We start from the raw sequence: 15,911 nt of genomic DNA, 5'->3' as shown, positions 1-15,911 counted from the left end.
GATGTACTGGCAGGCCCACAATTGCACCGCCGATCAATCTCATGCGCATGCACAGGTTTTGCCGACCTGAAAGCGACCGAGGCGCGACACTTTAATGGCGGACGGGTGCCGGGCGGGTGCCGGATGCTCGCCCGATGGTCGCCGAGAGGGCGCGCGGACGGTGTTTCGCCCCTCGCGCCGATCAGAACACGAAGGCGGCCGCCTTGCGGAAGCCGGGCAGCGGGCGGACGCTCGTGTTGAAATAGACGCTTTCCGAAACAATGCCCTGTTCCTTGAGGAAGAGCCTGGCCGTGGAGGCATTGCCGTAGCCGATAACGGCGATCAGACGGCCGCCGTCACGAAGCTGCGCAAACAGGGTCTCCGGCACGTCTTCCACCGCGCCATTGATGAAGATGACATCATAAGGCGCTTCCGCGTCATGGCCCTTTTCGAGCTCACCGGTCACCACGACGGCATTGTCACAGCCAAGTTCGGCAAGAAGCTTGGTGGCTTTTGCGGCCAGATCGGCATCGCTTTCGACGGCCACCACGGCACTGGCGAGCTGCGAGAGCAGGGCTGTGGCATAACCGGTGGAACAGCCGATTTCGAGGACCAGATCATTCTTGGTGATCGCCGCCAGCTGCAAAAGCTTCGCCAGCGGGGAGGCTTCCATGATGTATCGGCCCGGCGCCACCTCGATATCGTTGTCGATATAGGCAAGGCTCTTCTTATGGTCCGGAGCGAAGGCCTCACGCGGCACGGTGAGGAAAGCACGCAGCACGGAATGGGAGGTGACATCGGTGGTGCGGACCTGATTGTCCACCATCTTGATGCGCGCTGCTTCGTAATCGATCATTTCGGTTCGCCTCGTCAAAGCGTCTATCTGGCCCTCGTATTACTGGTGCCGCTCAAAGCTTTCAAGACCGCAGCCTGCCGCGGAGGCAATGAATCGGTGCGACGCGCCGTCCGGGCCGCCCCGCGGTCCGGTTATGTGACCCCTGCAACCTCTTCTCCATCGCAATCCTGACCTACTTCATGGCCAGCCCGGCAGATGGGGCGAATGCGGAACAAAGGCCGAGCCTTGCGGGTTGTTAGTGGAGAAGCAACCGATGAAAGGGAGGCTTTCATGCCGACGACCATGCCAGACCAAAACCCGGCAGAAACGCCGCGCGGGCCAACCCCTGTTCCGGGCGTACCGGACCGCACGCAGGAAAAGCCGCCGCTGACGCCGGCGCAAGACCCGGCCGATACCAAGAACCCCAATGATCCGCCGCTGAACCCTGCCCTTCTGCCGATCGGCGACCCGGCCGGCGCCGCTTGAACACCTGGGCGGCAGGCCCGCTGAAGAGATATCCGACATGAACGGAAGGGGCTGCTCGCGCAGCCCCTTTGCTTTGTGCGGCCGGCAAAATCCACGCGGGGCTTGGCGCCTATAAAAATGCCGGATTGCACAGCTAAGGACTTGCGCGGCTCGTAGATTCGTTCTAATGCGCTGCCACCACACGCGAATTTCGCAAGCGATGGCCTCGTGGCGGAGTGGTGACGCAGAGGACTGCAAATCCTTGTACCCCGGTTCAATTCCGGGCGAGGCCTCCAAATTTTCCAGAACAGCATCATAAGCAACTGTCTCCGCAACACCTTCTGTCTGGTATGGTGTTGCAGTTCGTTCGCATCTCTTACCCTCATATAAGCGCGAGACGCTCGGCGCCGCATTTCCATGCGACGAGCTGACTGGTCTGCGCCAAAAGCGGTCATTGGCTACGGGCCGTTTTTAGGGTAAAAAGTGGGCATGAAAGCCGCCCCTTGTACCACCTGCATCTAGCTCCAGCGCTGCCGCGAGGAGCCTATGCCAGAAGCTGACGGCTTCCGGCATCCCTTTCGCTCGCCTTTGCGAACGACAATCGAAGCATGCAGGGAAACTCCCATGGACAATTATTTTGAGAGCCCTTTCAAGGGCATCACGCTGGACAAGCAGGTTACGCATCCGAACATATCCGTTGGTCGATACAGCTATTATTCAGGCTATTATCATCACCATGGCTTTGAGGAATGCGCTCGCTATCTGTTGCCGGATGAGGGTGCAGACAGGCTGATTATCGGCAGCTTTTGTTCGATTGGCTCCGGGGCGGCCTTTATCATGGCGGGCAATCAGGGGCATCGAAACGAATGGATAAGCACCTTTCCGTTTTACTGGATGTCCGATGTCCCGGCCTTTGACGGGGCGCAGAACGGATATCTGCCTGCGGGCGATACCATTATCGGCAATGATGTGTGGATCGGTTCCGAGGCCATCATCATGCCGGGTATCAGAATCGGTGATGGCGCGGTGATCGGGACGCGGGCATTGATGACGCGCGATGTGGAGCCTTACAGCATTGTCGGCGGCAACCCGGCGAAGGTGATCCGCAAACGCATTGATGATCGGCTAATCGAATTGCTGCTCGAGATGAGGTGGTGGGATTGGCCGGATGAGCAGTTGAAACCGGCGATGCCCATTTTGACAAGCGGTGATGTCGATGCGCTCCATCGATATTGGATGTCGGCTGGTTTTCAGAAGTGAGTAGGCGGGAGGCCCGTTGGGAAATTTCCTCGGACGCGCCAAGACTAGGAGGAAAGGATGGCCAAGCTCTTCTTTGGGATGAACCAGTCGTTGGACGGCTATGTTGACCACGACCGGATGACACCGCCCAGCACCAAGCTCTTTCGCCACTTTGTCGACCAGACGAACGGGTTGTCCGGCAGCCTTTATGGCCGCAAACTCTACGGGCTCATGCGCTATTGGGATCAAGACCAGCCTGGTTGGGACGCGGACCACCGGGCCTTCGCGCTCGCATGGCGCAAATCGCCGAAATGGGTGGTTTCAAGCTCGCTGGAGGAGGTCGGGCCCAACGCCACCCTCCTGGGCCCGGACCTTGAAAGAGAGGTGCGCCGGTTGAAGGCGGAAGCGCAGGGTGAGATCGAGGTGGGCGGTCCTCAGCTCGCTCAGCGCCTGACCGAGTTAGGTCTCATTGACGAATACCGCATCTATCTGCATCCAGAGGTTCTTGGTCACGGCACTCCCTTCTTCGCCGCAGGCCGGCCACCGCTGCGGCTGGCCAGTTTTCAGCGCATCGATGACCACGTGATCAGGTTGAGCTACGTTCCATGATGCCGGATCGTGGCAATTGGCAGAGCCCGCGGCAGCAATGCAGAACCGAAGGCTCTTCGGCTGGTCGAGCGACCCTGCGTTCAGCAGACGGAGCAAAGGGCTCTTCCGGGCTTTCCAGGTAACCGCCTAGCTCTCCGACGCCTTGATCTCGTCGAGCACGGCTTCCGGGGCGACGTCCCGCTTCAATTCATGGACTTCGGCATCCGCATCGGTGTGGACATCGAGCTTGGCGGCGATAGCCTCGACCATGGCGATCAGCCGGGTCGTCTCGTGCTCGTTCAGCAGCGTGATCTGCAAATCGAGATCGGCCCGATCATTGTCTTCGGCCGCCATGCGGTTCTGGTTGATCAGGACGAAGGTCGACAGGAAGATGGCTTCGACGGAAGCGATCATCGCCAGGATCACCAGCGACGGATCCCATGGCGCCAGAAGGGGCAGGATGCCGGTATTGATCGCGATCCAGCCGCCGAAGATCAGGAGGTGGATGTAGACAAACAGCATGCTGCCGGCGAATTTGCTGATGGCGGCCGCGATCTTCGTTTCGAGCGGCGCCGCCTTCGCCTCCCGGTTCCGGCGCTCCACGATGGATGAGATATTTTTGGCCAGAGCGGGGCTCAGCGCCTCCGCCGGCCGTTTCGTCGGACTGTCTCGATGCTCCGTCGCTTCCACTTCGCGTCCCTCCTGAGGACCGGCCCGAACCCGTTCGGAACCGACCAGGGTCGAACCGGAGCTGCGCACCTGCGCAGCCGCCCCCTGCCCTTGTCCCGGCTCGAACAAGCGGCCGGATCGAAAGTTCGGGGCCGTCACAAGAAGCAGCAGTTCCCCGACGGATCTGGGCTCGCGGAACAATGACGCAGGCTGCTTGTTGCGCCTGCAGCACAGGAGATGACCATGTCAGACCCGCAAATGCCACGCTCAACGCAATCAAGCGCAAACCGCCCCGATGATCAGTCGCCGAAACGCCTGCCGGGAGACGAAACGGAGCCCGGCTCGGAACAATCCGCCGAAGGGATCTGCCCGGCCTGTGCCGGCACCGGCCGCATGGGTCGCGAGACCTGTCCGGATTGTGGCGGCAGCGGCCTCGTCACCGTCATCGTCGGCGATGCCTAGGCGGCTGTTTCAGCCCCCCGATCTTGCCTCGAACCTTTGATCCCGAAAGCCCCCCGCGAAGCGATTTAAGGAGCGCCATGGACGGATCCGCAGCGCGCAGCATAATCCGGCGGAACAGCAGGGGCTGAAGGCCGTTCACGCTCCGTTGGAACATATGCGGGAGAAACATCGTGAGCATCGGTCTACTTGGCCTATTGGACGACGTGGCGGGCCTTGCGAAAGTCGCTGCCGCCTCGGTCGATGACGTCACCGGAATGGCCATGAAGGCCGGCATAAAGGCCACAGGCGCCGTCATCGACGATGCGGCGGTCACGCCCCGCTACGTGCAGGGCTTTTCCGCCGATCGGGAATTGCCGATCGTCTTCAAGATCGCCAAGGGCTCGATCAAGAACAAGCTCCTCTTCCTGCTGCCGGCCGCTTTGGCGCTCGGCTATTTCCTGCCCTTCGCCATCACGCCATTGCTGATGATCGGCGGCGCCTATCTGTGCTACGAGGGGGCGGAGAAGGTCTACCATCTGCTGATGCCGCATCAGGCCGATGCGCACGAGACGCAGCTGGCCTCGGCAGCCGTCGATCCCAAAAGCCTGGAAGATGAAAAAGTCGCCAGCGCCATCAAGACAGACTTCATCCTGTCGGCGGAAATCATGGCGATCGCGCTGGCCGAACTACCGAATGAAAGCATCCTTGCGCAGGCGATCATTCTGGTCCTGGTCGCGCTGGGGATCACGCTTGCGGTCTATGGCACCGTGGCCTTGCTGGTCAAGGCGGACGATGTCGGCCTCTCGCTTGCCAGAAACCATCAGGGCCTGACACGCAGTTTCGGCCGCGGACTGGTGAAGGGCATGCCTGTCCTGATGGCCGTTCTGAGCGTCGTCGGCACTGCCGCGATGATCTGGGTCGGCGGCGGCATCATCGTCCACGGGCTGGAGGGCTTCGGCCTCTCGGCGATCGGCCATTTCATCCACCAGCTCTCGGAATCCGCCGCCCATGCCGTTCCCGGTCTCTCGGCGGTGCTGGCATGGCTGGTCGAATCGGCAGGCTACGGCATCGTCGGATTGGCGATCGGCGCATTTCTGATCCCGATCGCCGCCTATGTGGTCTCGCCCGCCTGGCGCGCCATCAAAGGCGGCGGCAAGGATGCAAAGCCCGGCGCGCACTGAGAATTCGGCTCCAGCGGGAAATCACCGGATCAAACGGAAACTCCGCCATTGCTGGCGGAGCTCCTTCGGGAAAGATGAAGAGATCTTTCGTTTTAGTTGTAGGGCGAGTTGCACCGGGCCCTGACACCCACGCGCGGCACATAGGTATCATCCGAGGCGCGATAGGTCCTGTACTGGCTCGAGCACCATTGCACGTGGCGGCTGGACAGGGATCTGCCCTGCGCCGGCTGACCGTTCAACGCGCCGCCGATCACAACACCGGCGCCGAATGCCGCCAGCGGATACCACCAGCCGTCACTGTGGCGCCGATAGCCCTTGCGATATTCGCGCGACCCTCTGTGACCGTGATAAAAGCCGCGACGGTCATCGCGGTGGCGTTCCACGCGGCGGTCATGCCGATTGTCCCGCCGGAACTGCACCTCCGTTGCCGCAGAGACCTGCGGCGCATTCACCGAGGGCATCATGACGGCACCGGCCGGAACCAGAGACGTGACAAACATCACGGCGCTGAGAGCACCGGCGGACAAAGTTTTGGTAAAAGCGATCAAGACAGACTCCTTCTTCGAATATGATCGTTAGCTAATACGACCATGTTCGGGGTCGGCACATGAACTTGGTATGAACAGCTGTGCGATGATTGCGCTGCCTGTCATCTGAATGAGCATTGGCTTCGGCATCGGCATCGTGTTCGGCATCGGCGAAGGATGATGCAGGTTAGGCCGGAACATCATCTCCGGCGGCGGGTTGTGTCTCAAGTGAGGAGCGCCGATGAATGTCTGGTTTACCCGTCTGTTGTTTGCGGCTGTGGCGATCACGTTGATCGGCATCATCTTGAGCATCATTCCGCTGAACGACCAACCGCGCGATGCTCCGGAGGGTGTGATCCTCTCTCCGGATACGCCACCGCCCGCAAAGGTCGCCCCGCCGCAGGGGACGAACTGATCTCGTGACGCGCCGGTGAGTGTCCGTCAGGCCAGGGCGCCGCTATGTTCGATATCGCGCAGCAGCCGCCTTGCACACAGATAGAGCTTCAGCACGGCGACCGTATGCAGCGAACGGCTCGTATCGCATTGAAGGATCAGCGACAGAAATGCGTTCTGCCGCTCGATCTCATCGCGCAGTGCAATACCCGGTCCTGTCGTGCTTCTGGCTCTCACTTTGCCCCGCGAAACCTGTTCCCCACTGCTCGGTACAGTATAATCGGCAGGGAGACAATATCGTGCCGCGACATGCGGCATCGCCTTGCGACAGGAAGGTCTGACTACTGCGCCACAGGGCACTCTTGCAACAGACAAGAAGACGGCAAGCCGGACTCCTCGATCAGCCGGGGTGAAATCCTCGTGCGGTGGAACTTGTTTGGTGCTAGTCTTGTTCAGTCTGATCGGATGAGGAGATCCGAGACAGTGTTGAGCAGACCGGTTGGAGGAGACCGCCATGCATTACATGAGCTTTTTCGCGCAATTGAACCCCTATGTCCTGGTCATTCTGGCCGCCGTTCTGGCCTGCGGCGCCTTTGATTGGTGGATCAAGAGTCATTGATCAGACGGCGATGGTGAAGGCAATCGTGGCGTCGTGACCGGCGCATGCACGGGTCATCGCATCCGCAGGTCCTGCCTTCGAAGGCGTGCTCCTGTGGCGTGCAGACAGAGCCCGCCAACGCGCGCCTGTTGCCTGCCTGTTGCCGTCAAGACTGAGCCTCCCGAAGCGTAAAGAGGGTCAGACGGCCCTTCCCGCCGGGCGAAGGCCTGCCCATCGCATGATTCCTCCGCACCGCCGATGAGAGCGGGCCGCCGGCCAAATTGCTTTTAGCCAAGCCACAGAGCTGGTAAGAACGCCCGCATCAGAATGAGGCAGCGGAGAGGCTCTTGTCGGAAGTTCATGAATTTGATGATACGTCGCGGTCCCTTAGCGAGACGCTGAAGGATCTCATAGACGGGATCGAGGGTGACACCATCACGCTGCGGGACCTGATGGAAGAGGTAGGAGAACAGGGCCTGCTCCTGCTTTGCGCGCTGGCCTCCCTGCCCTTCCTCATTCCGGTCTCCATTCCGGGGGTGAGTACCGTCTTCGGAGCGGCGATCATCCTCGTCAGCCTTGCCATTGCCCTCAACCGGCTGCCCTGGCTTCCCAAGAAGATCCTGGATCGCAACCTCGACACGGCAAAGCTGGTGCCGGCCCTCACCAAGGGCAGCCGCATCGTCTCGAAGATCGACCGCTACCTGAAGCCGCGCCTTTCCGCCCTGACCGCCACTGCCTTCGTGAACCGGCTGAACGCGCTCGGCATCACGGCAGGCGGCGTGCTGCTGCTGTTCCCGCTCGGCCTCGTTCCCTTCTCCAACACCTTGCCGGCGATCGCCATTCTTTTGCTCGCCACCGGCATGATGCAGCGGGACGGGCTGATGATCCTTGGCGGCTATCTCTTCCTCATCATCACCCTTGTCTATTTTACGGTGCTGGGGATCATCGCGACCTCGGCCGGCCGCGGCCTCGCATCCGTCTTCGGCGGTTAGGCATCAGGCGGACGAACCATGCGTCGACGAGCCTGCAGCGCTTGCTGCGGGCCGTCCCGCGCATCGAAAACGAGAGGTTTCAGGCCGAGGGCGGCGGTTGAGCCTTGCGGCGGCGGCGGCGTGTCCACCATACGGAAAGGCGCCGGCGCCGGCGGCGGACGAAGCCGACATCCTGCGACAGCACGAGCAGGCCCAGCGGAACCATCCAGAAGCCGAGAATGGGGAGGAACCCCAATATGCCGCAGCCTATAAGGCCGGAGCCGATAACGATACGCCCGATGCGCGAACGCGGCATGGGCGTCTCGAATCCGCCGACATGGAGACGGCCGGTGCCCGGATCGATACCAAACTTCCGTTTTTTCTCATGCATTGACAAAACTTTTTCCATCGCAACAGCCTGGCTCACATGGGAAACGCATGTGGACAAAACAAGCTGCAGCATTTTTTTTGAAAAAAGCGCTTGGCAAATCGAACTGTCCTGAGTATTACCCCGCTCACGCCGCGGCGAGCGGTGTTCCCTGGTAGCTCAGCGGTAGAGCACTCGACTGTTAATCGATAGGTCGCCGGTTCGAATCCGGCCCGGGGAGCCAGTTTAAAAAGAAAACGCCTGCCTTCGTGGAGATGATCCGAAGGCGGGCGTTTCTCTTTTACCCCTCTCCGCTTAGCCTGTCATTCCGCTTGCGATCATCGTCCGACCAAGCGTCAGTTCCGCCGCCGGAGGCCATTGGGGAACTTCCACTCCCTCCTGCCGTTGACAGGCATCACGTGGAGGAGAGAGCAATGGGAATTTCACAAGCACCGACGCCGGACGGCAAGAAGGCCGCCGCAGGACTTCAGGAAAGCGCAGCGGCGGAAGAACGCCGGACGGAGGCCAGTAAAGGCTCCGATCTCGCCAAGGGCGCAGATCGCGTGGAAGAACGCTCGAAGAGCTCCGATGGCCGCTCGGCCGGCGCCAAGCAGCAGAGCTGACTGCCGACAGTCCCACTGCGAGAGGTCGTAGGTTCTGACTGCGGGACGCGAGACACAGTCGACCACCAGCAAGATACATCAAAAGCCGGCCCGTCCGGGGCCGGTGAAGATCCCCGCGAAAAGCGCACGCTGCCGCTTTAACCGCCGCTCTCTTCTTATCCAGCGCGCTCTTGCGCGGTTCGATCGTGTTCGGCCGATCCTCACCATCCGACACTGCTGATCCCGGACGAACAGCGCCAGACATCCGGCAGCGATTTACGGCCGGATCCGCGTCATGAGCGGGTCAATTTTTATCCCTACATTCGCGCTCCAGAGCCATTGCTTCAGCCAATCATATATGCCGATTGACTGATTCTCCGTTCTGTATTAGAACATAACCAGAACAAACACGGAGAACATCCGATGACCAGTGCAGAACAGACAGTGCAGAAAGCCCTTGCCGCTGTTGCAGCAGCACGAGCCCTGCGGGAGCGGGAGGCGGCGGAACGCCGTCAGACCTTCCAGCGCATCGAGATTGCCAGCCGCAAACCGCTCTATGTCCCAAAGGGCGTACAGCTGAGCCTCGAACTGAATTGACAAAGATAGATCACGCCGCTTCCGCTGATCCGGGAACGGCGCGAGACGGATTCAAAGGTTGAGCTCAGGATCCCTCCAGCATCCAGAACTGCCATGCAGGGCGAGACCCTATTTCAGCGCATGGCCCGCTGGCCGGTCATTGGGGCCAGACCAATACGAGAACGCGATCCGGGTAAAGTGGGTCGCAATGGACTACAATCAGGCAGGCAGAGCGGACGCCCTTTCCATGCCCGCTTTCGTGCCCGGCGAGGCCCGCCAGACCTCCCGGCGGCACTCCCCAAAATCGAATGCCGCTCCGCCGCAACGAAATTCTTGCTTAATTTTTTGCGGAACAAGTCTTGGCCTTCTGGGTTGTATCACCGGGCACTGAAGAACACGCCCGCTCCCAAGACACGCAAGATCACATGGAGGAAACACATGATTTCGAAGCTCATTTTGGCATCCGCCCTTTCGCTTGGCCTCGCCGGTGGCGCTATGGCTCAGACCTCGACCGGCGGCAGCCAGGACGGCGGCTCGGCAACGTCCGGCTCCAACTCGTCCTCGACGACCACCAACTCGTCCGGCACGTCTTCGGGCACATCCAAGACCATCAGCGGTGACTGCAGCAACGCAACGCCGAACCAGACCGCGCGCGATGCGACTGAATCGGCTGCTGCTCCGGACCTCTGCAAAGAGTAATCCTTCGCAGTCGACCACAAAAGGGCTGGCCTCGCGCTGGCCCTTTTTTTGTGCCTTGCAAAGGCGCGTCGGACCCTTAGGTTCGCCTGGCCAAGCGCCAGACATCCCGCCTGCACCGGCTTGGCTTTGCAGTCGATGAGCGTGGGAGCCAGAACTCCCGTCCCGCGGATCTTTCCATTCACTCGGCCCTTAGAGCCTTTTTCGTTAGGACGCTTTTGTTGCTTTGCGGAGCATCACGAAATGCTATTCCTTGCTCGCGTCTGCGACACGTAGCAAAACCCCATATATCTGACCGTGCCATCCCTGGTGCGTTTCACCCTTTCGTTATCGTCAAGGCAGGTCTTCCCATGACTGTTTATCCGTCCGTCCTGAGCGCGATCGGCAATACACCGCTTATCCGGTTGAACGCTTTCTCCGAACTCACCGGCTGCGAAATTCTCGGCAAGGCCGAATTTCTCAACCCCGGCCAGTCGGTCAAGGACCGTGCGGCGCTCTACATCATCCGTGACGCGGAGAAACGCGGCCTGCTTCGCCCCGGCGGCGTGATCGTCGAAGGCACGGCTGGCAATACCGGGATCGGACTGACACTGGTGGCCAAAGCGCTAGGTTACCGGACCGTCATCGTCATCCCGGAAACGCAGAGCCAGGAGAAGAAGGATGCGCTGAAACTGCTTGGCGCGGAACTCGTGGAAGTGCCGGCAGTGCCTTACAAGAACCCGAACAATTACGTGAAATTGTCGGGCCGGCTGGCCGAGCAGCTGGCCAGGACCGAACCGAATGGCGCAATCTGGGCGAACCAGTTCGACAATGTCGCCAATCGCACGGCCCATATCGAGACGACGGCGCCGGAGATTTTCGAGCAGACGGACGGCAAGGTGGATGGTTTCATCTGTGCGGTGGGATCGGGCGGAACACTGGCCGGCACGGCGATCGGGCTGAAATCCAGAAATCCCGACATCAAGATCGGCCTTGCCGACCCGGAAGGCGCCGCGCTCTACGAGTATTATGCGCATGGCGAACTGAAATCGGACGGTTCCTCGATTACCGAAGGCATTGGTCAGGGCCGCATCACCGCCAATCTCGAAGGCTTCACGCCGGATTTCGCCTATCGCATTCAAGATAGCGAAGCCTTGCCGCTCGTCTTCGACCTGATCGAGAAGGAAGGTCTCTGCCTCGGTGGGTCGTCGGGCATCAATATTGCCGGCGCCATCCGGCTCGCCAAGGATCTCGGACCCGGTCACACCATCGTGACGATCCTCTGCGACTACGGCAATCGCTACCAGTCGAAGCTGTTCAACCCGGATTTCCTGAGATCCAAGGGCTTGCCCGTCCCGGCCTGGCTGCTAGAAAAGAGCAGGATCGACATACCGTTTCAAACAGTCTGAGTGAGCTTGCATGACCAGGGCCCTGTATCGCGACGATTTTTATCTTTCGACGGCGGAGGGCGTGGTCACCGCCGTGGCGGAGGATGGCGCAATCGAGCTGGACCAGACCTGCTTTTACGCCAGTTCCGGCGGCCAGCCGGGCGATACCGGTTTTCTCGAGCGGGCGGATGGCAGCCGGATAAGCCTGGGGCAGACCCGACACGGAGCGACCAAGGACATCATCCTGCATGTTCCGCTGGAAGGCGAGCCCCGCCCCGACATCGGCGAGACGCTGACGCTCCACGTGGACTGGGCGCGCCGCTATCGGCTGATGCGCATGCATACGGCCTGCCATCTTCTCTCCGTCGTGTGCCCCTACCCCATCACGGGGGCCGCGGTCGGCGAAGACGAGTCGCGCGTCGACTTCGACATGAGCGAGACCATCGACCGGCAGGAGGTGACCGCCGCTCTGATGCGTCTCGTCGACGAAAACCACCCGGTCTTCGTCAAATGGATCACCGATGAGGAACTGGCCGCCAATCCGGATATCGTCAAGTCGAAGAATGTCCGCCCGCCTACGGGGCTCGGCCGGGTCAGCCTTGTCTGCATCGGCGAAGACTTGAGCGTTGACAGCCAGCCATGCGGCGGCACACATGTTTCCGAGACCCAGGAAGTCGGGGCGATTCACATCGCCAAGATCGAGAAAAAGGGCAAGGAGAATCGCCGCTTCCGCATCCGCTTCGGCTCCGGCGCAGAGGAGGCGTAGGGCGCCGGCTCTCCTGCCGATCATGGAGAGGTTAGGATGAGTACTGGCAAGAGCCGCTTTGTCGTATCGGGCGATTGGGTCGAGCAGCAATTGGGCAGGCCCGATTTCAGGATAATCGACGCCTCCTGGTATCTTCCCGCGCAAAAGCGCAATGGCGCGGTCGAATATGCAGAGGGCCATATCCCAGGCGCTGTCTTTTTCGATCAGGATGCCATTGCCGATCATGCCACCGGCCTTCCGCATTCCCTGCCCTCCCCGGATTTTTTCGCCGAGGAAATGAGCAAGCTCGGCATCAGCGAGCAGGATGTCATCGTGGTCTATGACGGCCCGGGCTTTTTCTCGGCGCCCCGCCTGTGGTGGATGCTGCGCGCCATGGGCGCCGAAAAGGTCTATGTCCTGGATGGTGGTCTGGACGGCTGGAAAAAGGACGGGCGGCCGCTGGAATCCGAATTGCCGGAACCCGAACCGGCGGTGTTTTCCGCCAGGTTCCGCGGCCGGCGCGTCACGACGCTGGAGGAGATGCGCCGCATTGTCGACAGCCGTTCCTCGCAGATCGTCGATGCCCGGGGCGCCGGCCGCTTCACCGGCGAGGAACCGGAACCGCGCGAAGGCATGCGCTCCGGCCACATGCCCGGCGCCCGCAGCCTGCCCGCAGCAAGCCTTTCTGAAAACGGGCAGTTGAAGGATCTCGATGCCTTAAAGGCGCTCATGGATGAGGCGGGGATCGATCTGTCGCGGCCGGTCGTCACCAGCTGCGGTTCGGGCGTCACCGCTGCCGTCGTGACGCTGGCACTGGAATCACTCGGCCATACCAATAACTCGCTCTATGACGGATCCTGGTCCGAATGGGGCGGCCGGGCGGATACGCCGGTCGAAACAGGACCCGCCGAGGCTCTGGAAAAGCCGGAGCATGGCCCGGTCAAGGCGCATGTGACGCGGCTCGAAATGACCAGCCCGCCGCGCCAGAGCCTGCCCATGCCGGTCAATCTGCACACGGCGATCATCGTGGCGAAGGACATACCGCTCCATTATTACCGCTATCTCTACCGGCAGGTCGGCAAGCGATGGCACTGGTATAACCGGCTGCGGCTGTCGGATGACGAATTGCAGACGATCCTGCGCGATGAACGCGTCACGGTCACCGTGCTCTACGTCAATGGTGCGCCGGCCGGTTTCTTCGAACTGAACCGGCTCAATGATGATGAAGTGGAACTGGCCTATTTCGGCCTTATCGAACATGCGCTCGGTCTGGGCATCGGCAAATGGTTCCTCCTCCAGGCGCTCTACTCCGCCTGGCAGATGAACCCGAAGCGGGTGACCGTCACGACCAATACGCTCGATCATCCCCGGGCGCTGCCGCTCTACCAGATGATGGGCTTTGCCCCCGTCGGGACAAGCGAAGCCTGGGTCGAGCCGATGTCGGATGCCGAATTGCTGGCCCTCGCCAAGCGCGACTGAGCCTTGGCTTCCTTGGCAGGAATCGGGTGGCGGCATTCCGCCATCCGCGCAACATGTCTCCACATAGTTTCACTTGAGCGGAGACAGTCATGCCAGACACAGGTTTTGCCCACACGCAGGCGCCCGACGCATCCAATCCCGAACCCTATTCCCCGGATTTGCGGTTCGCCGACCCTGGTTCTGCGCGACACTTCTCTGCTCCAGTGCCAGACCGTCCGGCGCGGCATGCTTCAGTCCGGTTTGTCTGCATGCCGGAGGCAGATGCCGATGCCCTGCGTGGGGGCGCGCCCGATGCCTATGGCCGGCCTGCAGAGCGCCAGGTTTCACCGGGGGGAATGCCGTGCCGGCACTGCCTGGACAAGATCGAGGCGCAAGAGGAGATGCTTGTTCTCGCATACCGGCCCTTCCCCCGGCTCCAGCCCTATGCCGAAACGGGGCCGATTTTCCTGCATGCGCGCAGCTGTCGAGGCTATGGGGCATCGCATGTCCTGCCGCCCATGCTCGACAGCCCCGATTATATCGTGAGAGGCTATGGCGCCGATGACCGCATCGTCTATGGCACCGGCGCCGTGACGCCGACGGCAGAGATTGTCGAACGGGCTGCGGCTTTACTGTTGCGACCTGAAATCGCCTATCTGCACGTGCGCTCCGCCCGCAACAATTGCTATCAGTGCCGGATCGAGCGCAGTTGACGCCTCAGGACAGTGCATCCGGCCGGGCGCGGACCGGCGTCTTGCCACCACCTCCCGGAGGTGGAGAAGAGCGGCATCGACGCTGCGGGGCAGAGCCGGCCCGGGCTCGTCGCGCCATTCAGACCGCCTTTGCTGCGTTGGAGACAGATCATAAAAAAGATGCGGCCGAAGCCGCATCCCACTCACTTTTCGATATATCTCAGTTTTTCGGGCAGGAAACTCTGCGTCACGCGACGTTGAGCAGGCTGTCCGGCGAATGGCTCTCATAGCCAAGCGCCTCCGCGACGGCGCGGTTGGTGACGCGGCCGCGATGGACGTTCAGGCCGTTTTTCAGGTGGCGGTCTTCCGCCAGGGCTCGCAGGCCGCGATCGGCCAGCGCAAGCCCATGCTGCAGGGTGGCATTGTTGAGGGCGTGAGCCGAGGTGATGGGAACCGCGCCGGGCATGTTCGCGACGCAGTAATGGACGATGCCTTCCACCACATAGGTCGGATCGGAATGGGTGGTCGGCCGCGAGGTTTCAAAGCAGCCGCCCTGGTCGATCGCGACATCGACGATCACGGCGCCCTTCTGCATGCCTGTCAGCATGTCGCTGGTCACCAGCTTGGGGGCTGCCGCGCCGGGGATAAGGACGGCACCGATGACGAGATCGGCGGAGAAGACTTCTTCCTCCACAGCATCGATGGTGGAGTAGCGGGTATGAATGCGCCCGGCAAAGATGTCGTCCAACTGCCGAAGGCGTGGCAGCGACCGGTCCAGGATGGTGACATCGGCGCCAAGGCCGACCGCCATCCGCGCTGCATGCAGCCCGACGACGCCGCCGCCGATCACCGTCACCTTGGCCGGCAGAACACCCGGCACGCCGCCCAGCAGGATGCCGCGGCCGCCATTGGCCTTCTGCAGCGCTGTCGCGCCTGCCTGGATGGCCAGCCGGCCGGCAACCTCCGACATGGGCGCCAGAAGCGGAAGGCCGCCGCGATCATCCGTGACGGTCTCATAGGCGACGGCCGTCACGCCGGAGGCCAGCAGGCCCTTGGTCTGTTCCGGATCGGGCGCCAGGTGCAGATAGGTGTAGAGGATCTGCCCCTCGCGCAGCGCGCTCCATTCGCTCGGCTGCGGCTCCTTCACCTTGACGATCATGTCGCACCTGTCGAAGATCTCCCTCGCCGATCCGGCAATCTTGGCGCCGGCGGCGACATAGGCCGAATCCTCGGCGCCGATTCCGGCACCGGCCCTGGTTTCGATCAGAACCTCATGACCATGGGCCACATATTCGCGCACCGCCCCCGGGGTGAGCCCGACGCGATATTCATGATCCTTGATTTCCTTGGGACATCCCACACGCATTGCTGTTCTCCTCCAGCGAAACCATTCGTGCACACTCCTCCGTGCACGCGCCGCAGAAAAAGCGGCTCAACGTCCAGTGGACCAGAAAGGCCGCGCAATGTGTTTGCGAAGTTGCGCTTGCCAAACCTCCATTTTCGCAGAATCTTGCAGCTTTGG

General features: G+C 61.4%; 20 protein-coding genes and 2 tRNA genes. 15 read left to right on the top strand and 7 right to left on the bottom strand.

The window, feature by feature from the left end; translation table 11 throughout:
• Positions 1 to 181: 181 nt before the first annotated feature.
• On the bottom strand, positions 182 to 832 hold the full coding sequence (locus QTJ18_RS11620) for a protein-L-isoaspartate O-methyltransferase family protein (RefSeq protein ID WP_252754896.1): 651 nt from the start codon (positions 830 to 832) through the stop codon (positions 182 to 184).
• 273 nt (positions 833 to 1,105) lie between these two features.
• Here QTJ18_RS11620 and QTJ18_RS11615 point away from each other — a divergent pair, with 273 nt between their 5' ends.
• From QTJ18_RS11615 to QTJ18_RS11600, 4 genes are all read left to right on the top strand, one after another.
• Positions 1,106 to 1,300, top strand: coding sequence for a hypothetical protein (locus QTJ18_RS11615; RefSeq protein WP_252754785.1), 195 nt, complete (start codon positions 1,106 to 1,108; stop codon positions 1,298 to 1,300).
• Between the two features lie 201 nt (positions 1,301 to 1,501).
• Positions 1,502 to 1,575, top strand: a tRNA-Cys gene (locus tag QTJ18_RS11610).
• A gap of 328 nt (positions 1,576 to 1,903) precedes the next feature.
• Complete coding sequence (gene catB, locus QTJ18_RS11605) at positions 1,904 to 2,539, top strand: type B chloramphenicol O-acetyltransferase (RefSeq protein WP_252754784.1); 636 nt, start codon at positions 1,904 to 1,906, stop codon at positions 2,537 to 2,539.
• Between the two features lie 57 nt (positions 2,540 to 2,596).
• Positions 2,597 to 3,127, top strand: coding sequence for a dihydrofolate reductase family protein (locus QTJ18_RS11600; protein ID WP_252754783.1), 531 nt, complete (start codon positions 2,597 to 2,599; stop codon positions 3,125 to 3,127).
• A gap of 126 nt (positions 3,128 to 3,253) precedes the next feature.
• Here QTJ18_RS11600 and QTJ18_RS11595 read toward each other — a convergent pair whose 3' ends face one another.
• Positions 3,254 to 3,796: a DUF1003 domain-containing protein gene (locus tag QTJ18_RS11595; protein ID WP_252754895.1), complete on the bottom strand. Its 543-nt coding sequence runs from the start codon at positions 3,794 to 3,796 to the stop codon at positions 3,254 to 3,256.
• Positions 3,797 to 4,018: 222 nt separating this feature from the next.
• Between QTJ18_RS11595 and QTJ18_RS11590 the strand changes: the two genes are divergently transcribed.
• Together QTJ18_RS11590 and QTJ18_RS11585 are read left to right on the top strand one after the other, a co-directional pair.
• Positions 4,019 to 4,237 (top strand): hypothetical protein, encoded by a 219-nt coding sequence (locus QTJ18_RS11590; RefSeq protein WP_252754782.1) that lies wholly within the window; start codon positions 4,019 to 4,021, stop codon positions 4,235 to 4,237.
• A gap of 170 nt (positions 4,238 to 4,407) precedes the next feature.
• The gene (locus QTJ18_RS11585; protein WP_252754781.1) at positions 4,408 to 5,397 is read left to right on the top strand and encodes a DUF808 domain-containing protein; all 990 of its coding nucleotides are present in this window, start codon (positions 4,408 to 4,410) and stop codon (positions 5,395 to 5,397) included.
• Between the two features lie 92 nt (positions 5,398 to 5,489).
• On the opposite strand, the gene QTJ18_RS11580 is transcribed toward QTJ18_RS11585, so the two are convergent.
• Positions 5,490 to 5,945, bottom strand: a complete 456-nt coding sequence (locus tag QTJ18_RS11580) for a BA14K family protein (protein ID WP_252754780.1) — start codon at positions 5,943 to 5,945, stop codon at positions 5,490 to 5,492.
• A gap of 220 nt (positions 5,946 to 6,165) precedes the next feature.
• On the opposite strand from QTJ18_RS11580, the gene QTJ18_RS11575 reads away from it, so the two are divergent.
• Positions 6,166 to 6,339 carry a hypothetical protein gene (locus QTJ18_RS11575; protein ID WP_252754779.1) on the top strand — a complete coding sequence of 58 codons (174 nt, stop codon included), beginning with the start codon at positions 6,166 to 6,168 and terminating at the stop codon, positions 6,337 to 6,339.
• A gap of 26 nt (positions 6,340 to 6,365) precedes the next feature.
• On the opposite strand, the gene QTJ18_RS11570 is transcribed toward QTJ18_RS11575, so the two are convergent.
• The gene (locus QTJ18_RS11570; protein WP_252754778.1) at positions 6,366 to 6,554 is read right to left on the bottom strand and encodes a hypothetical protein; all 189 of its coding nucleotides are present in this window, start codon (positions 6,552 to 6,554) and stop codon (positions 6,366 to 6,368) included.
• 708 nt (positions 6,555 to 7,262) lie between these two features.
• Between QTJ18_RS11570 and QTJ18_RS11565 the strand changes: the two genes are divergently transcribed.
• Positions 7,263 to 7,907, top strand: coding sequence for an exopolysaccharide biosynthesis protein (locus tag QTJ18_RS11565; RefSeq protein WP_252754777.1), 645 nt, complete (start codon positions 7,263 to 7,265; stop codon positions 7,905 to 7,907).
• 79 nt (positions 7,908 to 7,986) lie between these two features.
• Here QTJ18_RS11565 and QTJ18_RS11560 read toward each other — a convergent pair whose 3' ends face one another.
• Entirely contained in the window at positions 7,987 to 8,295 is a 309-nt protein-coding gene (locus tag QTJ18_RS11560; protein ID WP_252754894.1) for a hypothetical protein, read from the bottom strand.
• Between the two features lie 127 nt (positions 8,296 to 8,422).
• On the opposite strand from QTJ18_RS11560, the gene QTJ18_RS11555 reads away from it, so the two are divergent.
• From QTJ18_RS11555 to QTJ18_RS11545, 3 genes are all read left to right on the top strand, one after another.
• A tRNA-Asn gene (locus QTJ18_RS11555) sits at positions 8,423 to 8,497 on the top strand.
• 190 nt (positions 8,498 to 8,687) lie between these two features.
• On the top strand, positions 8,688 to 8,876 hold the full coding sequence (locus QTJ18_RS11550; RefSeq protein WP_252754776.1) for a hypothetical protein: 189 nt from the start codon (positions 8,688 to 8,690) through the stop codon (positions 8,874 to 8,876).
• 402 nt (positions 8,877 to 9,278) lie between these two features.
• Positions 9,279 to 9,452 carry a hypothetical protein gene (locus QTJ18_RS11545; protein WP_252754775.1) on the top strand — a complete coding sequence of 58 codons (174 nt, stop codon included), beginning with the start codon at positions 9,279 to 9,281 and terminating at the stop codon, positions 9,450 to 9,452.
• A gap of 479 nt (positions 9,453 to 9,931) precedes the next feature.
• On the opposite strand, the gene QTJ18_RS11540 is transcribed toward QTJ18_RS11545, so the two are convergent.
• Positions 9,932 to 10,123 carry a hypothetical protein gene (locus tag QTJ18_RS11540; RefSeq protein WP_252754774.1) on the bottom strand — a complete coding sequence of 64 codons (192 nt, stop codon included), beginning with the start codon at positions 10,121 to 10,123 and terminating at the stop codon, positions 9,932 to 9,934.
• Between the two features lie 354 nt (positions 10,124 to 10,477).
• Between QTJ18_RS11540 and QTJ18_RS11535 the strand changes: the two genes are divergently transcribed.
• From QTJ18_RS11535 to QTJ18_RS11520, 4 genes are all read left to right on the top strand, one after another.
• Positions 10,478 to 11,515 (top strand): cysteine synthase A, encoded by a 1,038-nt coding sequence (locus QTJ18_RS11535; RefSeq protein ID WP_252754773.1) that lies wholly within the window; start codon positions 10,478 to 10,480, stop codon positions 11,513 to 11,515.
• Between the two features lie 10 nt (positions 11,516 to 11,525).
• On the top strand, positions 11,526 to 12,260 hold the full coding sequence (locus tag QTJ18_RS11530) for an alanyl-tRNA editing protein (protein WP_252754772.1): 735 nt from the start codon (positions 11,526 to 11,528) through the stop codon (positions 12,258 to 12,260).
• 36 nt (positions 12,261 to 12,296) lie between these two features.
• On the top strand, positions 12,297 to 13,718 hold the full coding sequence (sseA, locus tag QTJ18_RS11525; RefSeq protein ID WP_252754771.1) for a 3-mercaptopyruvate sulfurtransferase: 1,422 nt from the start codon (positions 12,297 to 12,299) through the stop codon (positions 13,716 to 13,718).
• Between the two features lie 248 nt (positions 13,719 to 13,966).
• On the top strand, positions 13,967 to 14,410 hold the full coding sequence (locus tag QTJ18_RS11520; protein WP_252754770.1) for a DUF1203 domain-containing protein: 444 nt from the start codon (positions 13,967 to 13,969) through the stop codon (positions 14,408 to 14,410).
• 226 nt (positions 14,411 to 14,636) lie between these two features.
• Here the strand turns inward: QTJ18_RS11520 and ald are convergent, their stop codons facing one another.
• Positions 14,637 to 15,755, bottom strand: a complete 1,119-nt coding sequence (ald, locus tag QTJ18_RS11515; protein WP_252754769.1) for an alanine dehydrogenase — start codon at positions 15,753 to 15,755, stop codon at positions 14,637 to 14,639.
• Between the last annotated feature and the right edge of the window lie 156 nt (positions 15,756 to 15,911).

It is taken from the genome of Rhizobium sp. SSA_523, from assembly GCF_030435705.1.
In the GTDB taxonomy this organism is placed as follows: Bacteria; Pseudomonadota; Alphaproteobacteria; order Rhizobiales; family Rhizobiaceae; genus Neorhizobium.
The sequence above is the reverse complement of the archived record's forward strand: the minus strand, read 5'-3'. Positions and strand labels throughout refer to the sequence as shown.